Here is a 26,514-nt window from a genome sequence, read left to right as displayed (position 1 = left end):
TGGGGCAGGGGCATATCATTTTTAATATAGACGTAAAGGGGCGTCAAGGGAGGCTTTCCCGCAGTGGGCGGGGCGAGCGGCGGCTCGGAGAGATATTTTTGAGATGCGAAGAGGGGCGGGAGCAGGGGCGAGGGCGCGGCGCGCGGTGGCCACGGCGTGCGAGAAGGTGCAACGTTACGAGGCTGCGCCGCGGCAGCCTCATACACAGCCACTAATCCTCGATACGCAACCCCACCTTGATGGTGACCTGCCAGTGCGTAACCTTGTCGTTCTCGATACAGCCGCGCGTCTCGGTTACCTGAAACCAATGCAGATTGCGCAAGGTCTTCGACGCCTTGTCGATTGCACAACGGACCGCGTCATCGCTTGAAGTCGGCGACGAGCCGGTCAATTCGATCTGCTTGTACACGTGATTACTCATGGTCCACCTCCGTGGTCGAAAGGGTCAAAAAAGTATAGGCAATGGGGCCGCAAAGCCCGCAACGACCGCAACGCATAGACAGAACGAGCCGCACGCAACGTGCCCGCCGCCGCGGAAACAGAAAACACCCGCTGCCGCGCGACGGGCAGGCGAGCGGGCGGCGGCGCTATGATGGGCGAACGACGGGCGCAAGCCCGTCGATCTCGCCGCAACGGCACGGCAAGCTGCAGCAGGATCGCGCGCTGCCGTCGGCACGCATCAAGACAATCTGACAACGAGGAACGAAAGGTGGAAATTGGTTTTTGCGGCCCGGGTCTGATGGGCGCGCCGATGATCCGGCATTTGCTGAAAGCCGGGCACACGGTACATGTATGGAACCGCTCGCGGGACAAAGCCGAAGCGCTTGCCGGCGAAGGCGCGCGGATTGCCGAAACGCCCGGCGCATTGGCCGCATGCGCGGAAACAGTGTTCCTGTGCGTATCGGACGCCGCCGCGGTCGAACAGGTCGTGTTCGACGCCCAACAGGGCCTCGCCGTCGCCGCAGCAGCCCAGCGAACCAGCGGCGCAGCGCGCGTACGCCGCATCGTCGACCATTCGAGCATCGCGCCGGCTGCGACGCGCCAATTTGCGCAACGCGCGCGCGAGGCCGGTATCGGCTGGGTCGACGCGCCGGTGTCGGGCGGCGTCGCGGGCGCCACGGCCGGCACGCTGGCGGTGATGGCCGGCGGCGCGTCAGCCGATGTCGACGCGGTCACGCCGCTGATCCGCGCGTACGCCGCGCGTGTCACGCACATGGGCGCAGCCGGCGCTGGCCAGACCGCGAAGCTGTGCAACCAGGCCATCGTTACCTCGACGGTGGCCGCGATTGCCGAGGCAGTGAGCCTCGCGCAACGCAGCGGCATTGATGCCGGCCGCCTGACCGAAGCGCTCGCCGGCGGCTGGGCCGACTCCGTGCTGTTGCAGACTTTCGTCCCGCGCATGACGCAGCGCGTCGAACCGCCGATCGGCGCGCTGCGCACGTTCCAGAAAGACGTCGACACGATTGCCGCGACCGCTTACGAAACCGGTACACCGATGCCGGTGTCCGGCACCGTGCAGCAGGTACTGCGCCTCGCCGCGGCAATGGGCCTCGCCGACGCCGACTTCGCGGCCTTTATCGACGTGCTGCAGCCGGGCCGCGCACGCTGACGCGGACGGCATGGCGCGGCGCACGCGGCCGCATGCCACGACAACCTGTTAAAATTTCAGGTTTTTCAGCGATCTCTATCCGGCGCGGGTGCGCCCGCGCCGGATTCACCGTATTAACCGTACAAAAGGACGCGCCGTGCTGTCTACTGCCAATATCACGATGCAATTCGGGCCGAAGCCTCTCTTCGAAAATATCTCGGTCAAGTTCGGAGAAGGGAACCGCTACGGGCTGATCGGGGCGAACGGCTGCGGCAAATCGACGTTCATGAAAATCCTCGGTAGCGATCTCGAGCCGAGTTCGGGCAACGTGATGCTCGAACCGAACATTCGCCTCGGCAAGCTGCGCCAGGACCAGTTCGCATACGAAGACACGCGCGTGCTCGACGTGGTGATGATGGGCCACACCGAGATGTGGGGCGCGATGACCGAACGCGACGCGATTTACGCCAACCCCGAAGCCACCGACGACGACTACATGCACGCCGCCGAACTCGAAGCGAAGTTCGCCGAGTACGACGGCTACACCGCCGAAGCGCGTGCGGGCGAACTCCTGCTCGGCATCGGCATCTCGATCGATCTGCACAGCGGGCCGATGAGCAACGTCGCGCCGGGCTGGAAGCTGCGCGTGCTGCTGGCGCAGGCGCTGTTCTCGAAGCCGGACGTGCTGCTGCTCGACGAGCCGACCAACAACCTCGACATCAACTCGATCCGTTGGCTGGAAGACGTACTGAACCAGTACAACTCGACGATGATCATCATTTCGCACGATCGACACTTTCTGAACCAGGTCTGCACGCACATGGCGGACATGGATTACGGCACGCTGAAGGTCTATCCGGGCAACTACGACGACTACATGCTCGCCAGCACGCAGGCACGCGAGCGTCAGCAGGCGGCCAACGCGAAGGCGAAGGAACGCGTGGCCGATCTGCAGGACTTCGTGCGCCGCTTCTCGGCGAACAAGTCGAAGGCACGCCAGGCCACCAGCCGCCTGAAGATGATCGACAAGATCAAGATCGAGGAATTCAAGCCGTCGTCGCGGCAGAACCCGTTTATCCGCTTCGAGTACGAGAAGAAGCTGCACAACGTCGCGGTGGTCGCGGAGGACATGACCAAGAAATACGACCGCACGATCTTCCAGAACTTCAGCATCAGCGTGCTGCCGGGCGAACGCATTGCGATCATCGGCGAAAACGGCGCGGGCAAGACCACGCTGCTGCGTGCGCTGCGCGGCAGCCTCGAGCTCGAGTACGGTTCAGTGAAATGGGCCGAGAACGCAGACATCGGCTACATGCCGCAGGACACGTACGAAGAGTTTCCGGACGATGTCACGCTGATGGAGTGGATCGACAACTACCGCAAGGAAGGCGACGACGAGCAGTCGGTGCGCGGTACGCTGGGCCGTCTGCTGTTCAACGCGGACGACATCCGCAAGTCGGTGAAGGTGCTGTCGGGCGGCGAGAAAGGCCGGATGATCTGGGGCAAGCTGATGCTCGGCCGTCACAACGTGCTGCTGATGGACGAGCCGACCAACCACATGGACATGGAGTCGATCGAGTCGCTGCAGATCGCGCTGGACAAGTATGAAGGCACGCTGGTGTTCGTGTCGCACGACCGGGAGTTCGTCAGCGGGCTCGCCAATCGCGTGATCGAAGTGAAGACCGATGGGACGCTGCGGGACTTTGGCGGCAACTACGAGGATTTCCTCGCGAGCCAGGGCGTGCAGTAAGTTTCAATAGTTGGTATGGCACAAGCAGCCATCGCTGCGGCGACCCGTTCGCCAGCACCGATGGCTGTTTTTTTTAGGTGCGCTCAATCGCGCCCTATGCGATACCCTATGCGATATGTAAAACACTGTTTTAAAGCGGTTTTATCGATTTTTCGATTGCCAGAAGTACTGATTCGCCAAGCACATTTAAAAGAAAAATACACAAAAAATACACGCTTCGCCTTGAGTTTTTCTAATTCTCTACTTGCACCGCAAGACGCATCGTGCATCAGATGATTGATGGCGCTTCAGGCGCGTTTCCACGAAAACGGCCTGACGTTGTTTAAATGTGTTTTGCATAAAATTAAAGTGCCGGCACAGACGGGCGCGTAACGCCCGCATTGCACGCAGCACATCGATTCTTGCCCTTTACATCCTGTGTCGGCGCCACTCCTTCACCCTGTTCCGCTAAAACGTTTGCGCGTTCGGTACCACCCGGATCTAAAACACTGATGCCGCAGCGAAAACAAAAATAAAGTACGCCGCGTGACTTTTTACATACGCGAAGTGTTAAAGTTTTTTCCGCACCAGCCGTTACTCTCACAAGACACCGATGCATGAGCAGCAAGACATCGGCGCGAATGAGAGAACGCGCGTTCATGCAATACGGGGTAGCGCTGCGGCGCTGGTGCATTGAATAGTCCATAGACCAAACAAGACCATGACCATAAAAAGTAGCATGCAAGCGGCCGTGCTCGTCACGTCCGTCACGGGGATGCTGTTTCTGACAAGCGGCGCTTATGCTCAGGAATCGGCAAACGACGATCTGAATTCCTGCGTGCGCAAGGAGCAGATCCTCACCACCGCTAAAGGCGCAGGCATCGGCGCGCTGACCGGCCTCACGGCAATGCTTGCCACGCACAAGAAGGAAGACGCGCTCAAGGGCGCCGTGATCGGTGCGGCAGTCGGCGGCATCGCGGGCTTTGCCACCGCTTACTACACGGCGGTGAATACCTGCTTCAAGAAGAACCCCGCGTGGATTCCGGAATCGGATATCCAGCGCACCAGGTCCTACGACGAGGTCAAGAAGCAGATCAAGTACAAGAAGAGCCAGGGCATCGTCACGCGCGCCGAATCGGTCACCATCGACGGTCCGGTCAAGGCGGATGGCCTCGCGGTGGTCAACAGCGATTTCATCCTGATGACGCCGGACGGCGCCGAAGCGCCCGTCACGGTCGAGCGCAAGCTGTACGTGGTGGGTGACGACGGCAAGGAAACGCAAGTCGAATTCCCCGGGCACGCGTCCGAGCAGCATACGTTCGAACCAGGCGAGCAGAAAGACACCGTGCGCGTTCCGGTTCCGCATGACGCGAAGCCGGGCAGCGCGTACCGCGTCGAATTCAGCGTGGCCGCGGACAACCAGCCGGCGTCGGTCGCATCGCAGAAATTTGTAATCGCAAACTAAACCACTGCGCTCCGTGCGATGCCGGCGCGCTGCACCGCATCGCACGGAGACAGCGCGCGACCGATCGACGCTGAAGCTGGGCGGTGATGGTGCCGATCGATCGCGCGGTCCACTCGTTTGAATCGATGAATACGTTCTTTACGCGTGCCGCAATCGTGTTGGGCTGCGTGTTGCTCACTGCCTGCGCGGCGAGCAGCCTGCCAGGCTTTCAGAACGCCTATCACGGCTACAACGTTCCGCAGCCGCTGGTCGAGCGGATCAAGGTGAAATTTCACGAGCACGGACTCGAGCGCGCCGACGTGATGCGCGACAGCACCGGGCGCATCCAGTTGACGGGCAGCTACCGCAACGAGGATGAGGTCGACGATGCGTTCACGATCGTGCAATCGATCGTCGGCATCAAATCGACGTCTCCGTTCTATCCGCAGAACATCCAGCATAAGCGGTGGGAGGAAGAAGCGGGTGAGGCGCTCGATGCGGTTGCGCACCACGTTGCGCCGCGCTCGGCTGTGCCGGTCAAGCGTGCGCTGGTGGTCGGCCTGAATCGTTTTTCCGATCCGCACGTGAAGATGATTCAAGGCCGCGACGATGCGATCGTGGTTGGCGATTACCTGAAGCGCGCCGGTTATTCGGTCACGATGTTGCTCGACGAGCGCGCGACCAAGGCGAGTATTGAAGGGGCGCTCACCTCGCTCGATCGCTCGATTGGGCCGAACGACGATGTGTTCGTCTATATTTCGAGCCACGGCGCGGCGCCAGTGCCGACGCCCGGCGGGCAGGACCAGCGCAAGATGTCGATCATCGCGTACGACTCGAGCGACCGCACGGCGATGGCGATCAAGGACGAGACCGAGTACTACCTGTACATCCAGCGTCATTCGGTGCCCGATACGCTGGTGCAGGACGTGGCGCGCAGGCCAAGCCACCAGACCCGCGTGCTGATCGACACCTGCTACAGCGGGGATATGCTCGACGACGTGGTGGACGAAAGCACCACCTACATTGTGCAAACGAACGGCGGCAAGACGGAGCAGGCCGGGATTTCGCTAGCATCGTGGACCGGGCCGGCATTTACGTCGAAGGGGATTCGCTTCGCTGCTGACAGCGATGACAAGAATGCCGGCACGAGCGCAAATGCAACCGCAGCAACCGCAGCAGCCGCAAAAAAGGCTCCCACCGCGATCGACCGCAACCGCAACGGCTACACCCTCATCACCGCGACCAGCGCCGACGAAGAGTCACTCGGGCCGCCATCCGGCCAGACCTTCCCGAACCCGATCGCCGGCGGCGCACCGCTGAAGGGCTCGTTCTTCACGCAGTCGCTGTTCGCCTATCTGGATCGCGACAGCGGCGAGCTCGGCCCGGCGTTTCGCGACGCGCAAGGCTTCACTTCGCGCAAAGTGGCCGACGTGACGCAGGGCGCCCAACACCAGACGCCGCGTCAATTCTCGACGATTCCCGACGGGCAGAGCGCGATCCACTGATAACGAGTTGCGCTTGCTCCACAAGCGCTGCAAAAACGGAGAGAAAACCATGCGATATCCATTCGTCGCACTGACCCTTGCAGCACTGGCCATGCATGCATCCGCGCAGGAAGCGTACAGTGCCAAGTCGCTGTTCTTCTCGGAGAACGACGCGGTGGTAGCAGTCGGCACCGGGCCGCAGCAACCGGACACCAGCGTCGCCACTACACCGACGCAGACGCCCGGCGTCGTGAAAGTCACGACCCACAGCCGCAAGCATTCGCCGCAACTCGGCCTGAGCTACTTCGTGCGTTTGAAGAACGACGACGGCAGCACCCAGGACGTGCTGACGCGCCGCGTGTTCCGTAGCGGCGAGAAGTTTCAGCTTGGCGTGAAGGTGAGCCGTCCGTCGTACGTGTACATCCTGAATCAGGCACCGGACGGCACCATCACGCAGATCTACCCGCAGCCGTCGCAGGACAATTTCGTCGATGCGATGGGCGTGGTGTTCTTCCCGGCAAAAGGCTCGTTCCAGTTCGACGACAAGCCGGGCATGGAGAAGCTGCTGGTGTATCTGTCGTCGGAGCGCGTGCATAGCGACGTGCGTCAGCGCGTGCGCGACGCGGCGCCGGACCTCGTGGCGAGCCCGGTGATGCAGCAGACCGCTGCCGCCGGCGCCTGCGGCGCGGCACAGCAGCAGGCCGCGCAAGCCGACCCGTCGACCCAGTACCAGTATGCGAGCGCCGGCCCCAGCCCCGGCTCCGACTACGCGTCCAAGGGCATCGGCTTCGCGCCGGATCAGCCGGCCGGCTCGGGTTGCGCAGGTCCGTACGCGCAGGCGGACAGCGGCGCGTACGCGTCCAAGGGCATCGTCTTCAGCGACGACAGCGCGCCCGCTGCCGGCGAACAGGTCGCATCGTACGTCGTGAAGCGCACGACCAAGGTCGACAAGACGCTGTTTCTGAAGATCAACCTCGCACACGAATAACTCCGTCGCATGCCGCGTAGAGGACACCCTCACGCGGCACGGCAGCACGCTACAGAGAACACCGCATATGGAACATAACCATCTGATTATCGGGCTCGGCGGCTCAGGCGGAAAAATCATCCGCCATCTGCGCAAGACGATCGAACGCAATCGCGATGCGCAGGGCAACAGCCCGTCGGACGCGCGCTTCGAATATCTGTATGTCGACACGTCGAGCGACGAAATCGACAAGCGCGACGAATGGAAGGTGCTCGGCAAGGAAATCGACCTTGCGCGCAGCCAGTACATGATCAACACAGCGAGCAGCGTGCGGCCGGTGCTGGACGATCCGGATTCGTTTCCGGGCCTGCGCGACTGGGTTGAGCCGCGCAGCATCTTCGATTTCGTGAAGCCTGGCATCGCGGGCGCGGCGCAGCGCCGCAAGCTTGGGCGACTGGTGTTCGCGCAGAACGCTCCGCACTTCGTCAAGGCGGTCGAAGACCGCATGCGCATCCTGCAGGACGGCCCCGGGCGCGCTCGCGCAGTGATTCATATTGTGTGCGGTCTGGCTGGCGGCACCGGCAGCGGCTCGGTGGTCGATGCGGTCGCGCTGATCCGCGACAAGTATCGCAATGAAGACCAATACCGCATCATCCTGTACGCGCTGCTGCCGGAGAAAGACTCGAAGCGCGTGCGCGACGTATCGGGCTATTCGAACTATTACGCGAACGGCTACGCGGCGCTGGCCGAACTGAACGCAATGGCGGTCGGCCAATATCACCCGGTGAATCTGCTCGACGGTTCGCGGATGCAGCATGACGTGTATTTCAACGGCTGCTACCTGGTCAACAACCTGAACGAGCACAGCATCCAGCTCGACGTCGATACGGAAATTCCGCGCGTGGTGGCGGAGTTCATCTACCAGAAGACGCTGAACAAGGAATGGGAAGGCCTCGGCCGCGCCGAGAAGGGCGAGAACGACATCAAGAACTTCGAAAGCGAGGATGACATCGGCAAGGCACGCGCCAAGCTGTTCCTGTCATTCGGCGTCGAACGCATCGTGGTGCCCGAGCAGGAGATCAAGGAATATCTCGCTTACGGCTTTGCCGAGCAGGCCACCCGGCAGCTGATGTTCAACAATTTCCGGCAAGGCGAAGGCTACGCGGACGAACCGGTGCAGAAAGACTGGGGCAGCGAAGCACGCAAGCCGGACACGCTGCAGAACATGCTGTTGAGCGATCAGCACCTGATGCTCGAAGTCGGCATTCTGGAGGACGACGCGAAAACCGGCGGCTGGAAACCGGCGCGCGAATTCTGGAAGCAGGTGGTCGGCGTGGTCGCGCCGGAAGTGCGCAACGACCCGACGCTCGAAGAAACCACCTGGACGCATGCGCTGAACACGCGCCTCGCCAAGGTATTCGACGAGACCTACCGCAAGCTCGGCGGCGTGCGCAAGTTCTACGAGATCAAGGGCAATGCGCGCCTCGAGATGGCGCGTCACATCGGCCGGCAGATCGAGAAGGACATGTTCGGCCGCTGGCGCATCGGCACGCATTCGCTGATCCAGTTGCGGCAGTTTACCGATGCGCTGCTCGCGCTGCTCGACGAACGCCTCGCGGTGCTTGCCGACGAGATCACGAAGGCGCCGGCCACGTTGATTGCGTTGCAGCAGAACGTCGAGAAACTGGCCGCGGAGTTCAACAATGTCGGCTTCCTGCGCCAGCATTTGACTGACAAGCGCGGCTCGCTGTTCGCCGATATCGCGGCGCGCCATCAAGACCTGTATGCGATGCGCACGCTGCTGGAAGGGCAGAAATTCGCGGTCAGTCTGATTCCGTTCATCAAGGACGAGCTGACGTCGCTGCGCGGCCATATCGACGAATTGCATCAGACGCTCGCCGCCGCGACCGAGATGGTGCACGACGAGCAGGCCGCGCGCCTGGCCGGCGCGGATGCGATCTACCAGCAGCGCATTTTCGACCGCAATGCGATCGCCAACATCATGCGGGCTGTTGTGATCGACGAGCCGAGCCAGATTGCGCGCACGCAGAAGGTCCGGCAGTCGGTGATCGATCTGGCCGGCACCGAAGTCGATTCGTTCGACAAGCTGGTGCGCAGCGTGTCGTTGGGCGCGGTGGTGTCGACCATCACACAGGTGTCGGCGACCATCGTCGAACTTGCGCATGCGGAAATTTCGAAGAATCTGCCGCCGGTGCTGCAGGTGAATATTGTCGAGCGCCTGCAAAAGCAGTACGACGCGAATCCGAACGGCCTGAAGGCGTTCGTGTCGGAACTGTATGAGAAGTCCGGCACGATGATTCAATACAACAAGACCGAAGTGGACCGGTCGGTGTCGAATAACGCGGGCGGCACACGCGGCACGGCCAACACCGTGGCGGTGTTTCTGCCCGAATGCGACAGCCAGAAAGAGTTTCATGCAACGTTGAAGGCGCTGTTCAACCAGCAGAAAGATCCGGCATCCGACACGGTAATCGCGCCCGGCAAGCTGTCCAATGAAATCGTCATTCTGAAAATCGCTTCGCTGATGCCGGTGCGTTTCATCGAACCGCTCGCCATGATGAAGCGTCATTACGACGGGCTGCTGGCGGATTTCAACGAATCCCACCTGCTGCATAGCCACGGTGACGGCAAGAAGCTGCCGCCTCTGTACGCGCGTTCGAGCGCAGAAGTCAGCGCGCAGGCGAGGCGCAAGCCTTATCTGCTGGTCGCGCGGCTGATGGAGATGCTCAAGGAGCGGCCGAACAAGACGACCGGCGAGCAGGAGTGGGCGCTCATCTATAAGGCGAACGGTTTGCCGGCCTCGAAGGTGCTGCGCGGCGCGGACTGGCACGCGGTGATGAACGACGACCACCCGGCCGACGTGCAGGGCCTGATCGAACGCGAAGTAGGCCGCCGCGTAGAGGCCGAGCTCAAGCACAAGGACGACAAGGAAAAGCTGTTCGGCCGCTATATCGACTTCGCAACCGCGCGCTTTAACGAGGCGGGCGAGGACGATCAGGACCCGCAATACCTTGCGTTGAGCGCGATGCAAAAGCCGGTTCGGGAAATTATCGGCCTGCCGCCTGCGCTGGATTGATGGTCGTTTTCAGGATTAAAAGCGGAATTCAACACTATGCCAAACTATAAATGTCCTACCGTCGGGGATTGCGACAAGGCCAACTCCGGCGAGATTTTCGTGCGTGCGCCGGGCGACGATCTGCGGTGCCCGGAATGCTCGACGCTGCTCGTGCGGCAGGCCGGAGCCGAACCTAAGCAGCCGAACTTCAAGCTGATCGGTGCGGCCGTGGCCGCGGTTGTGGTGATCGTCGCAGGCGTCGGCGGCGGGATTTATCACAAGCGCTCGCAGGCGGCAGCGGAAGCGGCCGCTGCAGCGGCTGCCGCGGCGACGCCGCCAGCCGTTGCGCAACAGCCGGTGCCGGCATCGACGGTGCCGGTTGCCACCGCGCCGGCAGCGTCGGCAGCGTCGGCAACGATGGCGGCTGCCCCGGCTAGCGTGCCCGCTGCGAGCAATGGCGGGATCGCACCGTCGGATGCGGAGATCAGCGCGCAGCGCAAGGACGGCGACGCGAAACTCTCGCAGGGCGATGCGTCGGGTGCCGAGGCGGCAAGCAACCAGGCCGCCGCAAAAGAAATGGTGAAGGTTGCCATCGCGCAGATGTCGCAAGGCAAGCTCGACGACGCGGAGAAAGAACTCGGCGACGCGTTGGCGCGCGACCCGAAGCAATCGCTGGTGTACTACAACATGGCGGTGCTGCGCCTGAAGCAAGGGCGCACCGACGACGCGCTGCAGCAACTCGAGGCGAGCTTCCTGAACGGCTTCACGTACTTCGACGCGATGCAGAAAGATCCGGATCTGGATGCGATCCGCAACGATCCGCGTTTTGTCGCGCTGGTCAAAAAGTATCGTACGACCACGTGATGCCGAAGCGGCGCTACATGTTGAGTGCGGTAGCCGCGCTGCTGTCGCTGGGCGCATGCTCGAAGCCCGTCGAACCGGGCGTGCTCGGGCATTGGCGCGCCGAGCGGGTGACCGTATTCAGCGCGAAGTTGCCGGTCGGCCCGGATCTCGTGATCGGCGAGCACCGCATTACATCGCCGGGCATGGATGCGGAGTTGCCGGTCAGCGGCATCGAGCGCAAAGGCGATGAGACGACCATCGACCTTCAATACGGTGTTGGCCTGACGTTCTATTTCGATGGGCCGGACCGGATGTATCTGAATGTGCCGGTGCTCGGCAAGGTCTACTACCGGCGCGTTGCCGATGCGCCGGATGCACCAGGTACCCAGGCGGCGGCAAGCCATGGACAGGCGGCGCAGATGCAGCCGGTGCAGGCGGCCCCGCAAGTCCAGCAAGTCCAGGCGGTACCGCCGCCGCCCGCGGCCACGGCCGGCCCGATCGTACCGCCAGCACCCGCACGTGCGACACCTGCAGGTTACGGCGACTACCAGATGGCATTGCTCGCGGCGCAGCACGGCTCGACTGGCGACGCACTTCAGTTCCTCAGTGATGCGTTCAAGTCGGGTTTCCGCGATTTCGCGCAACTCGCGGCCGCGCCGCAGTTCGCCTCGCTCAGAGCCGACGTCCGATATAAAGCGTTAGTAGCGCACTACCAGTAAGCGCCGGCTGAAGGGCAAATTTCACTGCGACAAACGACAGGCAAAAGGGAGGAAGTAAAAAATGAACGACACCGCTCGTGAAATGATGATGTACGACGCGCAGAAAAAGAGCCTCGGCGTGGCTTATCTGCTGTGGTTTTTCCTCGGTTCGCTGGGCGCTCACCGGTTCTACGCCGGCCGTATTGTGACGGCGATCGTGCAGTTGCTGCTGACGCTGGTCGGCATCGGCACGATGTTGATCGGCGTGGGTTACCTGGTAGTCGGTTTTGTGGGTCTCTGGGTGCTGGTCGACGCGTTCCTGCTGCCTGGCATTATTCGCACGCACAACCTGGCGCTGGCGAATCGGCTCGCTTGACGCGAAGCATCGCGCGTCGGCTTTTTTCGGAGCCTGACGCGCGCGCTGCAATCAAAAGAACGCCCCCGTAGGCGGCAGATACCCATTCAACGAGTTCTGCCCGAGCAAGCCTTCCTTATAAAGCCGCGGGTTATGCGATGCGATCACCTTGATGTTGCGCCAGTGCCGGTCCAGACCCGCGATGCGTGACACCGCGGAGCCCGAGCCGAGGTCGATCAGCCAGCTGGCAACCTGCGGAGCGAGGTCGTCGATCACCACCTTCGCCTCGGCTGCCGCCAGCGTCGCGGCCAGCACCGTATCGTATTCGCCGCTGGTGCCATAGCTATCCGATGCGCGTTGCAATGCGTCGATGGCGCGGTCTGTGGTCGCTTCGATGCTCGTCGCGTACGCACGGATCCGGCCGAGCAGCGCCTGCAGTACCGGCTCTTCGCTGGGATGCTCCGCCTGCCCGTGGTAGAAGTTACGGCCGCGTTTGCGCAGCACGTCTACCGCGTCCAATGCCACTCGCCGAACGATCCCGGCAATACAGTTGGTCAGGTACACCTGATGGAACGTAAAGCCCCAAGGCGCCGCACCGTCGGGCCTTGGCGGGTCCGGCGGGTACACGTGCGACGCGGGCACCGTCACGGAGCGGAACTTCGCCGTGCCGGAGCCGGTGAGCCGCTGACCGAAACCCAGCCAGTCGTCATCGCTGCCGACGCCTTCGCCGCGCTCGAACACGTATTGCACGGTGTGGCCCGCGCGGCTTTCGACAGCGGGGCCGACGAACGCATCGTTATACAGGTTGCCCGTCGCGTACACCTTGTCGCCCGAACCGACGTACGCTTCGCGCCGCTCGTCCCACTCGAGCCGGCTCAGCACGCGGCTCGGCCGGGCACCGGCAGCGCTTGCATCGGTCTCAACGAAGCTCAGGCCGATCGTTTTCTTCTGGCCCGTCAGGCGCAGTACGTGCGCATGGAAAGGGTGCTCCCGCTGCCTGAGCGCGGCTTCGACCTGCCACAGATGATTGCGAAACGCATGCGCGATATTCGAATCCGCTGCGGCGATATCGCGCGCCACGACGAACAGGTCACGCAACGAAACACCGCGGCCGCCGCCCTCGATTGGCAGACGCAACGCACCGAACCCAAGCGCTTTCAACTGCGCGATTTCGTCGTGCGGCAGCCGGTGTTCGAGTTCGCGGCCCGGCGCATCTCGAGCGATATCGGCAAGCGCGTCAGAAAAACCGAGCGCCTTTGATAGTGGCGACACGAGCACCGGCCCGTTGCCGCTAACGTTCGCCGTGTCACACATCGCCATGCCGCTCCCGTTGTGCGTCGAGGCTGTGCAGCGCAGCAGCGGAGGCTTTAAAAAGGCTGACTGGTTGTGTCATCGTTGCCGTCCTCACTCAAACCTTGACGCTGTAATCCGCAACGTTGATACGCGCATTGATGATCTTGCGCTGCGCAAGCCAGTCTGCGGCACGCTGCAGTTGTGCGATAAAGGCCGCATCGTCGGGCTCGTGAAACGTGTTCACACGCTTCAGGCTGACCAGATAGTCGCGCACCGGGTCCGGATACTTCGCCTCGTTCTGCGAGAGCTGTTCCGCCTGCACCGAATGCGCCGACTGCCATGCGCCTTCGACGTAGTACGCATCGATCACCGCGCGTACCAGTTCGGAGTTTTCTTCGGCGAACTTGCGGCGCGTGACCAGCGAGCTGTAGTCGATCAGAAAATCGAGGTCGCGGCCTTCGTTGAAAATATCCTTCGCGTCGTTCGAATAGCGCGCGATGTCCACGGCGGGCGACCACATCGACCACGCGTCGACCTTGCCTTGTGCAAAGGCCGGCGCGGCATCGGGCGGATTCAGATAAACCAGCTCGACCTTGCTGCGATCGACATGGTTTTTCTCGAGTGCCGCGATCAACAGAAATTCGCCCAGCCCCGAACGGTTCACTGCGACCTTGCGGCCCGCCAGATCGGCAACCGAATTGATGCCGCTCGACTTCTTCACGATCAACGCGGTCGAGCGCGGCGAGTAGACATCGAACGCGGTGAAGACGATCGGCGCGCCGGCCAGCATCGCAGCGAGCGCGGGCGTGGTCGACCCCCAGAAGCCGAAATCGGCGCTGCCGCCGATCACCGCCTGAATCGACGGCGCGTGATTCGGAAACGGGCCGACCCATTCCACCTTGATGTCTTTCGCGGCCAGTGTCTTTTCGAATACGCCGCGTTGCCTGGCGATGTCGGGCAACGCGCCGTACCCCCAGCCAAGACGCACCCGGTCGGTATTGCGCGTCAGCTTGCGCGGCTCGGCGGCACGCGCCGCCGGCAACAGACTGCTTGCGGCGACGCCCGCCAGCAGGCCACCCGCCGCGCGCAACAGCGCACGGCGACTCAGCGATGAATCGTTCATTCTGCTCAGGTCCTTTGTGTTGCGATAAGCGTTTCAGTCGTGCCCGACGCCGAGCGCGGCGAGTAGGATCGGCCGCAGCGCGGACGGCGCGTGATCGGTGGGATAAAAAGAGTCGGCGATACGCCCCGCACGCATGACGAGGATCCGGTCGGCGAGCGTCAGTGCTTCGTCGACGTCGTGCGTGACCAGCAGCACGCCTGGCTGGTGGCGCGCCACCAGTTCCTTGACGAGCCCATGCATCTTGATGCGGGTCAGCGCATCGAGCGCCGCGAACGGTTCATCGAGCAGCAGAAGCGCAGGGTCGCGCACCAGCGAGCGGGCCAGTGCCACGCGTTGTGACTGCCCGCCGGACAGATTGCGCGGCCAGTCGTCTTCGCGGCCGGCAAGTCCGACTTCGGCCAGCGCACGCGCGGCGCCCGCTCGACCGATCGTGCTTTCGTGACCGAGCGCGACGTTCTGCCACAAGGTAGCCCAAGGCAGCAGCCGATGTTCCTGGAACACGACGGAAGGGCGCTCGGGCGCGCTGATGTGGCCCGCGTCGGGCACATCGAGGCCGGCCAATGCGCGCAGCAAGGTGGTCTTGCCGCAGCCGCTTTCGCCGAGCAGCGCGACGAACTCGCCTTCGTGGATCTGCAGATCCAGCGCATCGATGACGACGCGCGTGCCGTAGCGCCGCTGCAGGCCGCGTACTGAAACCGCGAGCGGTGTCTGGGTTACCTGGTCCTGCTTCTTAGGCGCGCGTGAAGCTGAAGCGGGAGCCGAAGCTGGAGCGCCAGGGGGCAATGCTGTACTCACGCTCACTTGCGCTCTCCTTTTGCGTAGTTCGCATGCCACGACAGCAGACGGCCCTCGAGCAAACGCACCAGCGAGTCGGCCGCCACGCCGATGATCGCGTAGATCACCATGGTCAGCACAATCACGTTGGTCTGCAGGAATTCGCGCGCATCCATCGCGAGAAAACCGATGCCTTTGGTCGTAGCGAGCGTCTCGGCGATGACCAGCGCAAGCCATGCGTGTGCAAGCGCATAACGCACGCCGGTGAGGATCGACGGCATCGCGCCGGGCAGAATGATTTGCCGCACGACCGCCGCGCGGCTCAGGCCGATCACCTTGGACAACTCCATCAGCTTCGGATCGATCTGGCGGATGCCGAGCATCGTGTTGATATAGATCGGAAACAGCACGGCGAGCGCAACGAGAAAGATTTTCGCCATCTCGCCGACACCGAACCAGACGATCACGAGCGGCAGCATCGCGAGAAAGGGGACGGCGCGGATCATCTGGATCGAACGGTCGAAGATGGCGAGCGCGAGCGGCGAAAAGCCGACCGCGACGCCGAGTGCGAGGCCGAGCACACCGCCGATCACAAAACCCGCTGCGGCACGCAGCAGCGAGACGCCGAGATGAACGAACAGGTCGCCATTGCGGGCGAGTTCCCACGCGGTCGCGACGACGCTGCTGGGCGCCGGCAGCACTTGCGCGGACATCAAACCCGCGCGCGCGGCGGCTTCCCAGAACACCACGACGATCGCCGGCACGAGCCAGGACAGCCACACGTACAGCGATGCGGTTGACATGCCGGATCGCACCTGTCGTGAAGAGACATAGCGCTGGTGCGACGACGTGAGATCAGCCATGTCACTCCCGTAAAGAATCAAAAGAAGCCCGCCGCAGCGATGGATCGCCAGGCGCCACAACAGCGCAGCGCGGATTCATCGCTGACCGGAAAGGGCTCAATCCCGACAAGATGTTCAACGCATCGTTAGGGGCTAGCTCACCATTGAAACCGTTTGCCGATGCGATGAGAAACGATCATTTGTGATTTGCTTTTTCACTTCGGGCATGTGGGCAAACCTCACGCCGGCAAAGATGCGATTCCCCCGCGAGTAAAATACTTGCCTCCTCTTCGACACAAGGACCCGCGATGAAAACCTTCACCCAGTTCTACATCGACGGCAAATGGATCGACCCATGCGGCACCGGCACGATCGACGTGATCGACTCGGGCACCGAGCAGATCATGGGTCGTATTCCCGAAGGCGTCGAAGCAGACGCAGAGGCTGCAATCATTGCCGCGCGAGCGGCCTTCGACAGTTGGGCCGCCACGCCCGCCGAACAACGCGGCGCGTACCTGAAGAAAATTGCCGACAACCTGAAGGCCCGCAGCGAAGAACTGGCCGATCTGATCTGCGGCGAAGTGGGCATGCCGGTGAAGTTGTCGCGCGCGATTCAGGTGGCCAGCGCGGTGTACAACTGGAACGCGTACGCGAAGCTCGCCGGCGAGTTCGAATACGAGCAGAAAGTGGGCAATTCGCTGGTGGTGCGTGAACCAGTCGGCGTGGTCGCGGCGATCACGCCATGGAACTATCCGCTCAATCAGATCACGTTGAAGGTCGCTGCCGCGCTGGCGGCCGGTTGCACCGTCGTACTGAAGCCGTCCGAAATCGCGCCGCTGAACGCCTTCGTGCTGGCCGAAGCGATCCACGAAGCCGGCTTGCCCCATGGCGTGTTCAACCTCGTTTGCGGGTATGGCACGGTGGTCGGCGAAGTGCTCGCGAGCCATCCGTCGGTCGATGTGGTGTCGTTCACCGGTTCAACGCGCGCCGGCAAGCGCGTATCCGAACTGGCCGCGGCAACCGTGAAGCGTGTCGCGCTCGAACTGGGCGGCAAGTCGGCCGCGGTGATTCTCGACGACGCGGACTTCGCCGCCGCGATCAAGGCAACCGTCAGCGCGTGTTTCCTGAATTCTGGCCAGACCTGTTCCGCGCATACGCGAATGCTGGTGCCGCAAGCGCGCTACGACGAGGCGCGCGAGCTCGCCCGCGCCGCCGCCGAAACCTATACCGCTGGCGATCCGCGTGGCGAACGCACGCGCCTCGGTCCGCTCGCGTCGGCCGCGCAGCAGCAACGCGTGCAGCAATACATCAGGCGCGGCATCGAGGAGGGCGCGGAGCTGGTGACCGGCGGCCCCGGCATGCCGGATGGCGTATCGAAAGGCTTCTTCGTCAAGCCGACCGTATTCGGCCGCGTGCATCCGAAGGCCACCATCGCGCAGGAAGAAATCTTCGGCCCGGTGCTGTCGATGCTCACGTACGAGAACGAAGAAGAAGCGGTGCGCATCGCCAACGATTCGATCTATGGTCTGGCCGGCGCGGTGTGGGCGGGCAGCGACGAGCGTGCGCTGGCCGTCGCGCGCCGCATTCGTACCGGGCAGATCAATATCAACGGTGGAGCGTGGAACATGAACGCGCCGTTCGGCGGCTACAAGCAATCCGGCTACGGCCGCGAGAACGGCACGTATGGGCTCGAGGAATACCTGGAGTACAAGGCCATGCAACTGGCGGTAAGCAGGCCGGTGTAGGTACGCGGTAACGCGTTTATTGCACAAGAACTCGACTTGCTCGCGCCGGCGGCGCAGATGTCCATGCGAAGGGGGAAGATGGAGCGTTGGATTCCCTGCGGAAATCTCCTGTAAGTCATTGGACTCACAGGAGATTTCGCAGAGAAAGGACTATTCGCTGTGACCAGCGTTAACCCGTATTACTGCGCCGTATTAGTGCGCTGTATTACTGCGGCTGGATGTTCGCAGCCTGCTTGCCCTTCGGGCCCTGCTTCACTTCGAAGCTGACCTTCTGGTTTTCCTGCAGCGTCTTGAAGCCGCTTCCCTGAACTTCGGAGAAGTGTGCAAACAGGTCTTCGCCGCCGTCATCCGGCGTAATGAAACCAAAACCCTTTGCGTCGTTAAACCACTTCACGGTACCCGTTGCCATTTTGCTGAAACTCCGAAAAGAACTAATGTGTTGGTGACGCCAGGCTGACGTCGCCGGACGTGCCGTTCTCTTCTAACAGAGAACATTGCCGTCCACAATAGGCATTTGTGTCTGAACGTGCGTTGCACTACCCAGTCCTCAATTGCCAGACACGAATAGTGTGCGTTTCATGGGTGAACAGTCAAATATTCCTTCAACTTCGCTTCGCCGCCGGCATTTGCTACTTCGTGCGCAATAACATTGCATCTGTTACCGAAGCAGCATCCCACCCACATGCGAAGTCGATTCGTGAGGGGGCTGAGGCTGCGGCGCGCGCTTTTGGACGGCTGTAGCGCCCGATTGACGGCCTCGCTCAATGGCGCCGATACCGGTGGTTATGTTGCCAGCCCGGACGGCCGCCATAGCCATATCCGTTGCCTCGCCAGTACGGTCGACCCCAGCCGCCGCGATAACCGTACCCGTAGCGGTAGTAGTAGCCGGGAGGCGGTCCGTAAATGACGGGCGGCGGTCGGTACAGGACGGGCGGCGCGCCGTACACCACTACTGGCGGATACCCCTGGTAAACCCCAGGCGGAGGATAGGGCCGATAAACCGGCGGCGGGCTTACATAGACGGGGCCACCGATGTAGATCCCCACGCTCCCGTACGCCGACGCTACATCGCACACGCAGGCCACGACAACTGCGGCGACAAGCGAATTCAGTGCGCGTTTCATGATGGCTTCCGTCCCACTGCGATACGGTCCGCTTACACATGAAAGGATAGGGTCCGCAAGCGCGGACACCTATTACCGCGGCCCATCATTTGTAACCGCGGGTAACGCCAATAATTGCGCGCGGGGATGCGGCGCTGCATCGCCCAAGTCCCGGATCGCAGCGGCGGCGGCCGCTCTCCGGTCGACGCCGGATCACGGCGCAGCCTCACGTGCGAATCACCTGCTTGCCTGCATGCTGCGGAGCACTTCCAGCGCGCTGCGCTCGACCCAGTTGTGCCGCAGCCAACCGTCCTCATCGACCTGCAGCACGGCAGTTCCGGTCATGTCGATCGGCAAGCCGCTGGGTTCGGAACCCATGAAACCATTGTTCTTTCCGGTCACACGCCAGCGACTGACGACCCGGTCGCCCGCTTCGTTCTGGAAGGTCTCGACGACATTGAATTCAAAATCGTCGATGCTTGCGAGAAACGCTGCCACCCACTTCTTGAATGCTTCGCGCGAGCGGATGTCCTGACCGCCGGACGTGACAGTGAAGTCCTCCGAAACCAGCTGGTCCGCGGCGTCCGGATTACGCAATTGCCATACTTCACGCCAGAATCGCTCAGCGATCTGGACCGACGGTTGCCGTGCCATTTTCAAATCTCCGGTGGCTGATAAAACGAGGCGGAAAAAGGGATTCCGATTCGTTGCGGTCGGTTGCCGCGGTAACGCGCTTCAAGAGCGAGGCGAGTTCAAGAATCCTCGTGCGGATACCCAGTAAGTGCTGATCTGCCACGCCAGTCTCGTTCTGCAGTTCAGCATTGGCGGCGACTAGCCGCGCGTGCCATGTTCGAGGTTCGCGATCGCCGAGATCTGCGAACAATGCGTCAATCGCCTTTCTCGCCTCCATTGGAAGCCATTCAGCATCCGCACGAAAAGCATCGCGCAATTTGAGCAGTTCGATTCCAATCTCGATCCACGTCATGCATTCGTCCACTTCCTTTCCGGATGCGCTGGGCAACGCAAGTCGCACGAGGCTGTCGATACTGCGGCTTTGCCATGCGTGATACGTGCCGGTCGTATGCGGCTCGACGGGCGAGTCAACCAGCGTCCCGATTGTGTCCACGATCTGTTTGAGACGCTGCTTGCGCCACCGGTTTTCAACGCTGCGTGACGGAACGACATGGAATGCAAGCGCAGCCAGTGCAGAGCCCGCCAATACGCCCAGCGCGTGTCCGCTCACGGCGCCGGCCGTCGTATGAGCAATGGTTTGCGGATCCGACACGACCAGGAACACAAGGCTGAAACCCGACGCCCAGAACGGATTCGACAGCAACGACGAGATGACAATCGCCAGCAAAACGATGCCGCCTTCCGCGAACGCGACGCCAGCCGCATGTGGAAGGTGTGGCATCACCGTGGTGTAGAACAGCAATGCCACGCCAGCCCCAACTGCACCCGAAGCGAGAAAGTGAATGCCCGTATGGCGGGGATCGGGCCGGATCGCGAACAGCGCGATCGCAATCGCCGTGAAGGCGACGAACAGCGGTCCGCCTTGCCAGCCGGTGGCAATCCAGACGGTGCCGGCTAACAGCAGCGCAAGGCCTGCGCGTAGCGCCGCGGCTGCCGCGTAACTGCGATCAAACGCATAGACCGGCGCGGGATAGCCGGGCGTGGTGCCGTCTTCCTGTTCCCCGGTCAAGGCGGCATAGGTTCCCAACGCTGCGTGCGTTGCGCCGACGAGCGCTGACAGAAGATCGATGCGGCGGCGTTCGATCGGGTGGTCCGCGCGCATGGACGCGAGCCTGCGGCGCAACGCGTGCGTCTGCTGGCGAATGGCGCGCAGCGTTCCGAACTCGCCCGCCGGATCGCCGCGCAATGCGTGCGCAATCGATGCAAGCAATACCGATGCTTCAGCGGCGGCATGGTCGATCCCGGCGCTGATCACATTCTTGCTGGCCGCGGCCTCTTCGAAGTTCCGCTCGACGCCTCGCGACGTGACGAGCAGGTCGAGCAGCGCCGACACCACGCTGTGCGAGCGGCCCGAGCGAGCCCACAACGCCGGCGACTCGGCTATCGAGCCATGAACAGCGCCGTCAAGCGCCAAAATAGCGCCCAGCTGCCCGCGCAACCGTTGCGGGCCGGAGCCATCGACAGCCGGTGCGCGAGGCACGCCGGCAAGCCGCTCCGCGCCCCACGCGCATGCCGTAGCGATCGCGTGCCGAATACGTTGGTTTGCCTGTCCGCCTTGTACGTCGCGCGACAACAGGAGCACGAGCAGCGCGCAGCCGATGCCGATGAAAATGCCGGCGCAGCGGTCTCTGCCGAGCTCGAACAGCTGTCCGGCTTCGCCCGTCACGGACATCGCCACGATGACTGCGCTATAGCCCGCCAGCACCGCCGCGTAGGCGCGGTAGTTGCGCAGCAGGACGCCCGCATAGACGCACGTGGCGAGCCACACAGCGAGCATGCCGACGAGCAGCGGCTCGCTACCCTGCGCGACGAACACCAGAAGCACGCCAGCCGGCGCGCCAACCACGGTTCCTATCGCTCGGTTAAGAGACTTTTGCAAACCGTCGCCGCGCACCGCAATCCCGACGGAAACCACCGTCCAGGCCGCCCAATGCGGTTCGTGCAAGCCAGCCAGAATCGAGCAGAGCAGTCCGAGCGTCGCGGCCAGCGCGGTGCGGCCCGCGAACCTCACAAGGCTGCGAGAAGGGATCCACATCGAACGCATTGTCTTGCCTCGCTATCCCGTTTCGACCTTCGGCACAGCGCGATCTGCCTATGCGAAGAACATTTGAACGAATCGACGATCGCTGCTGCGCAATGCCGCAACGATCGTCATGGCTGACGCGCTGCCGGCTAGCTCAGCACGAACGGGTTTTCGACACCCGGGGTCGGATTGATGAACACGCTCTTCGATTCGAGATACTCGTAGACCGCACGGATGCCGTTCTCACGGCCGATCCCGGAAGCCTTCACGCCGCCGAACGGGGCGAGATAGCTGACGAGCCGATACGCGTTGACCCACACGCTGCCCGCTTCGAGGCGCTTGGGTACCGTCATCGCGCGGCGCAAATCGGTGGTCCAGACGCCTGCTGCAAGACCGTAGTTGCTGTCGTTGGCAATGGCGATCGCTTCTTCTTCCGAGTCGAACTTGATTACTGCGAGGACCGGTCCGAAGACCTCTTCCTGGGCGATCCGCATGTCATTACGCACGTCGACGAAAATGGTCGGCTCCACAAAGAGGCCGTTCTTCGTGCCCGGGCGTGTCGAGCGGGCACCGCCCAGCACGCAGCGTGCGCCTTCCTGCTTCGCCACATCGATGTAGTACAGCGTCTTGTCGAATTGCGGCTCCGTCGATACCGGGCCCATGTTCGTTTCCGGCGACATCGGGTCGCCCAGCCGCACGTCCTGCATGAACTTCACCAGCCGTTCGACAAACTCGTCATGGATGCTCGAATGCACCAGCAGGCGCGAACCGGCCATGCAGCTTTGCCCGGTTGCCGAAAAAATTGCGGTGACGGCACCCTTTACGGCGTCGTCGAGGTTCGCATCCTCGAACACGATGTTGGCCGATTTGCCGCCCAGTTCCAGCGAAACACGTTTGAACGAGCGGGCCGCATTCTCATAGACGTGGCGGCCGCCGCTTTCGCTGCCCGTAAACGCTACACGTGCCACCAGCGGATGACCGACCAGCGGCTCGCCCACTTCCTTGCCGAAGCCGGTCACGATATTGACGACACCGTCCGGCACGCCGGCCTCTTCACACAGTTTCGCAAACAGGATGGAGGACGCCGACGAGAACTCGGACGGCTTGATCACGACCGTGTTGCCTGCTGCAAGCGCCGGCGCGATTTTCCACACCGCGAGCAGCAACGGAGAATTCCACGGCGCGATGGTCGCGACGACACCGAGCGGTTCGAACGTGGTGTAGTGGAAAATGCCTGCTTTGTCGAACGGCGTGACGTCGCCCTGAATCTTGTCGGCAAGGCCGCCGAAGTAGTAAAACCATTGCGGCAGATATTGCATCTGCAGAAGCATTTCGGCCTTCAGCTTGCCGTTGTCCTTCACCTCCATATCGGCCAGTTCTTCGGCATGAGCGGCGATCGCATCGCCGATCTTGTGCAGCACCATGCCGCGCTGGCTTGCGGTCATCGTCGCCCATGGCCCGCTCTTGAAAGCCGCATGTGCGGCGCGCACCGCGGCGTCGACGTCGTCGGCGGTGCCGCGCGGCAATTCGGCCCAGACTTCGCCGTTGTACGGGTTCAGACTTTCGAAGGTCCGACCATCGCTCGCATCGCGCCACTCGCTACCGATGCGCATCTTGAACTGTTCCATCACGTTACTCCTTGACTGGTTGCGATGAGCCGGCGCTTCGTCCGCCTGTGGGACGTGCCGGCTCTGCCGTTGCTCGACGGTCATTGACCGAAATAGATGCTGTCGCGTGCCTTCGGCGCGGTGACGGTTCGACGTCCGCTTTCGGAGCGGCCCGCGGTGGCGGCGCCGACGGCCGATGCGCGGTCGTCCGCGGCTGTCGCGTTGACGGTCTGCGGCGTGGCGGCGGCGCGCAATTGAGCGGCGGGATAGGTGGCGTCGGGCGCATCGAACAGGCCCGCAGCGCGTGCCTGGATCAGTTCGGTGCGCACTTGCGCGCGCGTCTTGCCATCGGCGGCGGGGTCGGCGAACACCGCCGACGATGCGATTGCACCCGCAGCGACAACAGCGGGGATCAGAAAGCGTTTCATTTCGTGCTCCTTGGAGGATAGTTTCGACGCTCAGGCGGCGGATCTGCGAACTGCCTTTTTGCCTTGCGTCGATCGGTGAATGCATTATTGCCACCGGTCTTCTATCCGCCAATTCCCGAAATGTGCGTGTGGTCCAGGAGAAAATGCACAAGGGCCGCCGCGCGGCCCCTGCGTCGGCCGTTAGCCGTTTGTCCGGTTACCCGTTCCCCGGGAAACAGCTCGCGATGAACTGCATCACGCTGCGAATGGCAGGCGCGTGCCGCAGATCGTTGTGGATCGACAGCCATACTTCACGCGTCAAGGGTTCGCCTGTCTCTTCGACGCTGCTCAGACTCTCATCCCAGTCGCCAAGGAAATAGGGCAGGGTAGCGACGCCGACGCCGGCCCGCGCGGCGCTCGCCTGTACGTCGAGACTGTTGCTGCGCAAGACGACCGGACGCGAACCGGCCTGGGCGTCGAGCCAGATCTGTTGCGCCGACCCGTCCATGCTGTCGTCGTAGCCGATGAACTCATAGTCTTCGGGTACGTGCGACGCCAGATATGCCGGCGACGCATACAGCGCAAACCGGATCACGGCGACCTTGCGCGCGACCAGATCCACCTCGGCCGGCCGGCTCAGCCGCACGGCAATATCCGCCTCCCGTCGTATCAGCGATACATTGCGCGTATCGGCAATCAAGCGGACGTACACCGCCGGATGTTGCGCCCGCAACCTGCCGAGATGCGGCGCGATGACGCTGTTTGCCATCGACGGCGGCGCGCTGACCACCACCTCGCCGGACACCACATCCTGTCCGCCGATCGACATCCGCTCGACGGCGAACGACTCTTCCTGCATGCGCTTGCCGCGTTCGGCGATCCGTTCGCCATCGGCGGTCAATACATAGGCGCGCGGGCGGCGATCGACCAGCTTGAGTTCCAGCGACTGCTCGAGCGACGCGATGCGCCGCGCGACGGTCGCGTGGTCGACCTTCAGATGCCGCGCCGCCTTCGCCAGCGATTGTTCCTGGCTGAAGGCGACGAAGTAGCGTAGATCCTCCCAGTCGAACATCGCCTTCTCCTTCTTTTGTGATCGTTCGTTTCTCGAGACGGGACATGCGACAGGCACGGGCGCTGCCGAAGCTTGAGCTGCTTCAATCGAAGCCCGCGATCTGATGCGGCAGATAGGGCGTTTCGAGGGCGGCGATTTCCTCGTCCGTCAGCGACAGCGAAAGGGCGGCAAGCGCATCGCCCAGATGATGCGGCTTCGACGCACCGATGATCGGCGCCGTGACTTCGTGTTTCTGCGCAACCCAGGCCAATGCCACCTGGGCGCGCGGGACACCGCGCAGCTGCGCGATCTGCGCGACCGCATCGACAACGCGTTTATCGCCATCGAGCGACGCATCGTACAGGCCGCTGCCGAACGTATCCGATCCCTGACGCTCAGACGTTTCGTTCCAGTCACGCGTGAGACGCCCGCGCGCGAGCGGACTCCATGGAATCACGGCGATGCGCTGATCGTTGCAAAGCGGCAGCATCTCGCGTTCTTCTTCGCGGTACAGCAGGTTGAGGTGATTCTGCATGCTCACGAAGCTGGACCAGCCATTCAGCCTTGACGTGTAGAGCGCCTTGCAGAACTGCCACGCGTACATCGACGATGCACCGATGTAACGCGCCTTGCCGGCCTTGACGATATCGTGCAACGCCTCCAGCGTTTCTTCGATCGGCGTGCGGTAGTCCCAGCGATGAACCTGGTATAGATCCACATAGTCCGTGCCGAGGCGCCGCAGGCTGTTGTCTATTTCGCTGAAAAGCGCTTTACGCGACAGGCCCGCGCCGTTTGGACCGGGACGCATCCGGTAGAACACTTTTGTGGCGATGACGATGTCGTCACGGTTCGTGAAATCGCGCAGCGCGCGGCCGACGATCTCCTCGGAGGTTCCGTCGGAGTAGTAATTTGCGGTGTCGAAAAAATTGATTCCCGCTTCGACTGCCTGCTGGATCAGCGGGCGACTTGCCTGCTCATCCAGTGTCCACGGATGCGTGCCGCGACCGGGGTCGCCATAGGTCATACATCCAAGGCATAAGCGGGAAACCTCAAGCCCAGTCGACCCGAACTGTACGTAGTCCATCTGTCCGCTCCTCACATTGAAGCAATGCGACAGGTCATCGGCAGCTTCGCTGCCGGATGCACAAACGATGTCGTACCGATGGCCACGATTTTCGTCTGCCGAATGAACCGGCATCATTCGCCCGAGCGGTCAGGCTCAACGAATGTATCGTAATGGTAGAAAGGAACCGGGCGGCATTCAATCGACTATTTCGAGTCTCGCGGCACTGCAGCGCGCTGTTCTCACTTGACGTCGGTGTCAATAATGCGCCTGTGCCCGAAGCCGGCTTCACGCGGGTGATCGGCTTCGGTATCAGGTTCTGGGCGGGCGTTACGCCGCACGCCGGCGCAGCCGTCAGAGCTTGTCGTATTTGAAGCGCATCGCCGTGCCGTCGCGGGTGATCCGCTCCCACACGGCGCGCTTCTCGTCGTCGCTCAGGAACACCCAGTTCGATACTTCGACGGCGGTGCGGCCGCAGCCTTTGCACACTTCGTCGAACAGTGTGGAGCACACGCCGATGCACGGACTATCGGGAAGATCGTGAAGGTTAGAAGCCATCTGAACACAAGCCTTGCGCGGGAAATTCGGGGAACGCGAACGGTCCGT

The 26,514-nt window shown here is 62.5% G+C and carries 23 protein-coding genes; 10 read left to right on the top strand and 13 right to left on the bottom strand.

The features are described from left to right. Positions 1 to 211: 211 nt before the first annotated feature. Positions 212 to 421 carry a dodecin gene (locus ACYVNQ_RS03160; RefSeq protein WP_460900810.1) on the bottom strand — a complete coding sequence of 70 codons (210 nt, stop codon included), beginning with the start codon at positions 419 to 421 and terminating at the stop codon, positions 212 to 214. Positions 422 to 709: 288 nt separating this feature from the next. On the opposite strand from ACYVNQ_RS03160, the gene ACYVNQ_RS03155 reads away from it, so the two are divergent. The 9 genes from ACYVNQ_RS03155 to ACYVNQ_RS03115 all read left to right on the top strand — a co-directional run bounded on the left by ACYVNQ_RS03155 (position 710) and on the right by ACYVNQ_RS03115 (position 12,205). Further along, a complete protein-coding gene (locus tag ACYVNQ_RS03155; protein WP_460900809.1) occupies positions 710 to 1,609 on the top strand; it encodes an NAD(P)-dependent oxidoreductase in 900 nt (299 codons plus the stop codon). Positions 1,610 to 1,745: 136 nt separating this feature from the next. Continuing rightward, positions 1,746 to 3,338, top strand: a complete 1,593-nt coding sequence (locus ACYVNQ_RS03150; RefSeq protein ID WP_460900808.1) for an ABC-F family ATPase — start codon at positions 1,746 to 1,748, stop codon at positions 3,336 to 3,338. A 700-nt stretch (positions 3,339 to 4,038) separates the two neighbouring features. Continuing rightward, positions 4,039 to 4,782 (top strand): hypothetical protein, encoded by a 744-nt coding sequence (locus tag ACYVNQ_RS03145; RefSeq protein ID WP_460900807.1) that lies wholly within the window; start codon positions 4,039 to 4,041, stop codon positions 4,780 to 4,782. A 125-nt stretch (positions 4,783 to 4,907) separates the two neighbouring features. Beyond that, positions 4,908 to 6,266, top strand: a complete 1,359-nt coding sequence (locus tag ACYVNQ_RS03140; protein ID WP_460900806.1) for a caspase family protein — start codon at positions 4,908 to 4,910, stop codon at positions 6,264 to 6,266. A 49-nt stretch (positions 6,267 to 6,315) separates the two neighbouring features. Then, positions 6,316 to 7,233: a DUF4384 domain-containing protein gene (locus ACYVNQ_RS03135; RefSeq protein ID WP_460900805.1), complete on the top strand. Its 918-nt coding sequence runs from the start codon at positions 6,316 to 6,318 to the stop codon at positions 7,231 to 7,233. 67 nt (positions 7,234 to 7,300) lie between these two features. Next, positions 7,301 to 10,309, top strand: coding sequence for a tubulin-like doman-containing protein (locus ACYVNQ_RS03130; RefSeq protein WP_460900804.1), 3,009 nt, complete (start codon positions 7,301 to 7,303; stop codon positions 10,307 to 10,309). A gap of 36 nt (positions 10,310 to 10,345) precedes the next feature. Continuing rightward, positions 10,346 to 11,152, top strand: coding sequence for a TPR end-of-group domain-containing protein (locus tag ACYVNQ_RS03125; protein WP_460900803.1), 807 nt, complete (start codon positions 10,346 to 10,348; stop codon positions 11,150 to 11,152). Positions 11,153 to 11,169: 17 nt separating this feature from the next. After that, on the top strand, positions 11,170 to 11,850 hold the full coding sequence (locus ACYVNQ_RS03120; RefSeq protein ID WP_460900802.1) for a hypothetical protein: 681 nt from the start codon (positions 11,170 to 11,172) through the stop codon (positions 11,848 to 11,850). 61 nt (positions 11,851 to 11,911) lie between these two features. Next, positions 11,912 to 12,205 carry a TM2 domain-containing protein gene (locus tag ACYVNQ_RS03115; RefSeq protein WP_460900801.1) on the top strand — a complete coding sequence of 98 codons (294 nt, stop codon included), beginning with the start codon at positions 11,912 to 11,914 and terminating at the stop codon, positions 12,203 to 12,205. A gap of 51 nt (positions 12,206 to 12,256) precedes the next feature. On the opposite strand, the gene ACYVNQ_RS03110 is transcribed toward ACYVNQ_RS03115, so the two are convergent. The 4 genes from ACYVNQ_RS03110 to ACYVNQ_RS03095 form a co-directional block, all read right to left on the bottom strand. Further along, complete coding sequence (locus ACYVNQ_RS03110; protein ID WP_460900840.1) at positions 12,257 to 13,498, bottom strand: acyl-CoA dehydrogenase family protein; 1,242 nt, start codon at positions 13,496 to 13,498, stop codon at positions 12,257 to 12,259. Positions 13,499 to 13,592: 94 nt separating this feature from the next. Continuing rightward, positions 13,593 to 14,600: an NrtA/SsuA/CpmA family ABC transporter substrate-binding protein gene (locus tag ACYVNQ_RS03105; RefSeq protein ID WP_460900800.1), complete on the bottom strand. Its 1,008-nt coding sequence runs from the start codon at positions 14,598 to 14,600 to the stop codon at positions 13,593 to 13,595. Positions 14,601 to 14,633: 33 nt separating this feature from the next. Further along, positions 14,634 to 15,401: an ABC transporter ATP-binding protein gene (locus ACYVNQ_RS03100; RefSeq protein ID WP_460900799.1), complete on the bottom strand. Its 768-nt coding sequence runs from the start codon at positions 15,399 to 15,401 to the stop codon at positions 14,634 to 14,636. Then, positions 15,398 to 16,237: an ABC transporter permease subunit gene (locus ACYVNQ_RS03095; RefSeq protein ID WP_460900798.1), complete on the bottom strand. Its 840-nt coding sequence runs from the start codon at positions 16,235 to 16,237 to the stop codon at positions 15,398 to 15,400. The genes ACYVNQ_RS03100 and ACYVNQ_RS03095 overlap by 4 nt, the downstream gene beginning before the upstream one ends. Positions 16,238 to 16,524: 287 nt before the next feature. On the opposite strand from ACYVNQ_RS03095, the gene ACYVNQ_RS03090 reads away from it, so the two are divergent. Continuing rightward, entirely contained in the window at positions 16,525 to 17,961 is a 1,437-nt protein-coding gene (locus tag ACYVNQ_RS03090; RefSeq protein WP_460900797.1) for an aldehyde dehydrogenase family protein, read from the top strand. 205 nt (positions 17,962 to 18,166) lie between these two features. On the opposite strand, the gene ACYVNQ_RS03085 is transcribed toward ACYVNQ_RS03090, so the two are convergent. The 8 genes from ACYVNQ_RS03085 to ACYVNQ_RS03050 form a co-directional block, all read right to left on the bottom strand. Next, positions 18,167 to 18,370 (bottom strand): cold-shock protein, encoded by a 204-nt coding sequence (locus ACYVNQ_RS03085; RefSeq protein ID WP_460900796.1) that lies wholly within the window; start codon positions 18,368 to 18,370, stop codon positions 18,167 to 18,169. A gap of 931 nt (positions 18,371 to 19,301) precedes the next feature. Beyond that, positions 19,302 to 19,718 carry an ester cyclase gene (locus tag ACYVNQ_RS03080; RefSeq protein ID WP_460900795.1) on the bottom strand — a complete coding sequence of 139 codons (417 nt, stop codon included), beginning with the start codon at positions 19,716 to 19,718 and terminating at the stop codon, positions 19,302 to 19,304. Beyond that, positions 19,687 to 21,792 (bottom strand): FUSC family protein, encoded by a 2,106-nt coding sequence (locus tag ACYVNQ_RS03075; RefSeq protein WP_460900794.1) that lies wholly within the window; start codon positions 21,790 to 21,792, stop codon positions 19,687 to 19,689. Before ACYVNQ_RS03075 ends, ACYVNQ_RS03080 begins: the two co-directional genes overlap by 32 nt. Before the next feature lie 137 nt (positions 21,793 to 21,929). Continuing rightward, positions 21,930 to 23,408 carry an aldehyde dehydrogenase gene (locus ACYVNQ_RS03070; RefSeq protein WP_460900793.1) on the bottom strand — a complete coding sequence of 493 codons (1,479 nt, stop codon included), beginning with the start codon at positions 23,406 to 23,408 and terminating at the stop codon, positions 21,930 to 21,932. A gap of 80 nt (positions 23,409 to 23,488) precedes the next feature. Further along, positions 23,489 to 23,815 carry a DUF4148 domain-containing protein gene (locus tag ACYVNQ_RS03065; RefSeq protein WP_460900792.1) on the bottom strand — a complete coding sequence of 109 codons (327 nt, stop codon included), beginning with the start codon at positions 23,813 to 23,815 and terminating at the stop codon, positions 23,489 to 23,491. Positions 23,816 to 24,011: 196 nt separating this feature from the next. Continuing rightward, entirely contained in the window at positions 24,012 to 24,866 is an 855-nt protein-coding gene (locus ACYVNQ_RS03060) for a LysR family transcriptional regulator (RefSeq protein WP_460900791.1), read from the bottom strand. Between the two features lie 82 nt (positions 24,867 to 24,948). Next, a complete protein-coding gene (locus ACYVNQ_RS03055) occupies positions 24,949 to 25,929 on the bottom strand; it encodes an aldo/keto reductase (RefSeq protein ID WP_460900790.1) in 981 nt (326 codons plus the stop codon). 333 nt (positions 25,930 to 26,262) lie between these two features. Continuing rightward, positions 26,263 to 26,466, bottom strand: coding sequence for a DUF1289 domain-containing protein (locus ACYVNQ_RS03050; RefSeq protein WP_460900789.1), 204 nt, complete (start codon positions 26,464 to 26,466; stop codon positions 26,263 to 26,265). Positions 26,467 to 26,514 lie beyond the last annotated feature (48 nt).

The organism is Paraburkholderia jirisanensis (assembly GCF_054782355.1).
Note: the sequence above shows the minus strand (reverse complement) of the source record. Positions and strands in the feature narration are given on the sequence as shown.

Excerpts from the sequence above, each read along its gene's own strand:
- ACYVNQ_RS03160 (WP_460900810.1), bottom strand. The coding sequence starts at position 421 with ATGAGTAATCACGTGTACAAGCAGATCGAATTGACCGGCTCGTCGCCG.
- ACYVNQ_RS03145 (WP_460900807.1), top strand. The coding sequence starts at position 4,039 with ATGACCATAAAAAGTAGCATGCAAGCGGCCGTGCTCGTCACGTCCGTC.
- ACYVNQ_RS03140 (WP_460900806.1), top strand. The coding sequence starts at position 4,908 with ATGAATACGTTCTTTACGCGTGCCGCAATCGTGTTGGGCTGCGTGTTG.
- ACYVNQ_RS03135 (WP_460900805.1), top strand. The coding sequence starts at position 6,316 with ATGCGATATCCATTCGTCGCACTGACCCTTGCAGCACTGGCCATGCAT.
- ACYVNQ_RS03130 (WP_460900804.1), top strand. The coding sequence starts at position 7,301 with ATGGAACATAACCATCTGATTATCGGGCTCGGCGGCTCAGGCGGAAAA.
- ACYVNQ_RS03125 (WP_460900803.1), top strand. The coding sequence starts at position 10,346 with ATGCCAAACTATAAATGTCCTACCGTCGGGGATTGCGACAAGGCCAAC.
- ACYVNQ_RS03120 (WP_460900802.1), top strand. The coding sequence starts at position 11,170 with ATGTTGAGTGCGGTAGCCGCGCTGCTGTCGCTGGGCGCATGCTCGAAG.
- ACYVNQ_RS03115 (WP_460900801.1), top strand. The coding sequence starts at position 11,912 with ATGAACGACACCGCTCGTGAAATGATGATGTACGACGCGCAGAAAAAG.
- ACYVNQ_RS03110 (WP_460900840.1), bottom strand. The coding sequence starts at position 13,498 with ATGTGTGACACGGCGAACGTTAGCGGCAACGGGCCGGTGCTCGTGTCG.
- ACYVNQ_RS03105 (WP_460900800.1), bottom strand. The coding sequence starts at position 14,600 with ATGAACGATTCATCGCTGAGTCGCCGTGCGCTGTTGCGCGCGGCGGGT.
- ACYVNQ_RS03095 (WP_460900798.1), bottom strand. The coding sequence starts at position 16,237 with ATGGCTGATCTCACGTCGTCGCACCAGCGCTATGTCTCTTCACGACAG.
- ACYVNQ_RS03090 (WP_460900797.1), top strand. The coding sequence starts at position 16,525 with ATGAAAACCTTCACCCAGTTCTACATCGACGGCAAATGGATCGACCCA.
- ACYVNQ_RS03085 (WP_460900796.1), bottom strand. The coding sequence starts at position 18,370 with ATGGCAACGGGTACCGTGAAGTGGTTTAACGACGCAAAGGGTTTTGGT.
- ACYVNQ_RS03080 (WP_460900795.1), bottom strand. The coding sequence starts at position 19,718 with ATGGCACGGCAACCGTCGGTCCAGATCGCTGAGCGATTCTGGCGTGAA.
- ACYVNQ_RS03075 (WP_460900794.1), bottom strand. The coding sequence starts at position 21,792 with ATGTGGATCCCTTCTCGCAGCCTTGTGAGGTTCGCGGGCCGCACCGCG.
- ACYVNQ_RS03070 (WP_460900793.1), bottom strand. The coding sequence starts at position 23,408 with ATGGAACAGTTCAAGATGCGCATCGGTAGCGAGTGGCGCGATGCGAGC.
- ACYVNQ_RS03065 (WP_460900792.1), bottom strand. The coding sequence starts at position 23,815 with ATGAAACGCTTTCTGATCCCCGCTGTTGTCGCTGCGGGTGCAATCGCA.
- ACYVNQ_RS03060 (WP_460900791.1), bottom strand. The coding sequence starts at position 24,866 with ATGTTCGACTGGGAGGATCTACGCTACTTCGTCGCCTTCAGCCAGGAA.
- ACYVNQ_RS03055 (WP_460900790.1), bottom strand. The coding sequence starts at position 25,929 with ATGGACTACGTACAGTTCGGGTCGACTGGGCTTGAGGTTTCCCGCTTA.
- ACYVNQ_RS03050 (WP_460900789.1), bottom strand. The coding sequence starts at position 26,466 with ATGGCTTCTAACCTTCACGATCTTCCCGATAGTCCGTGCATCGGCGTG.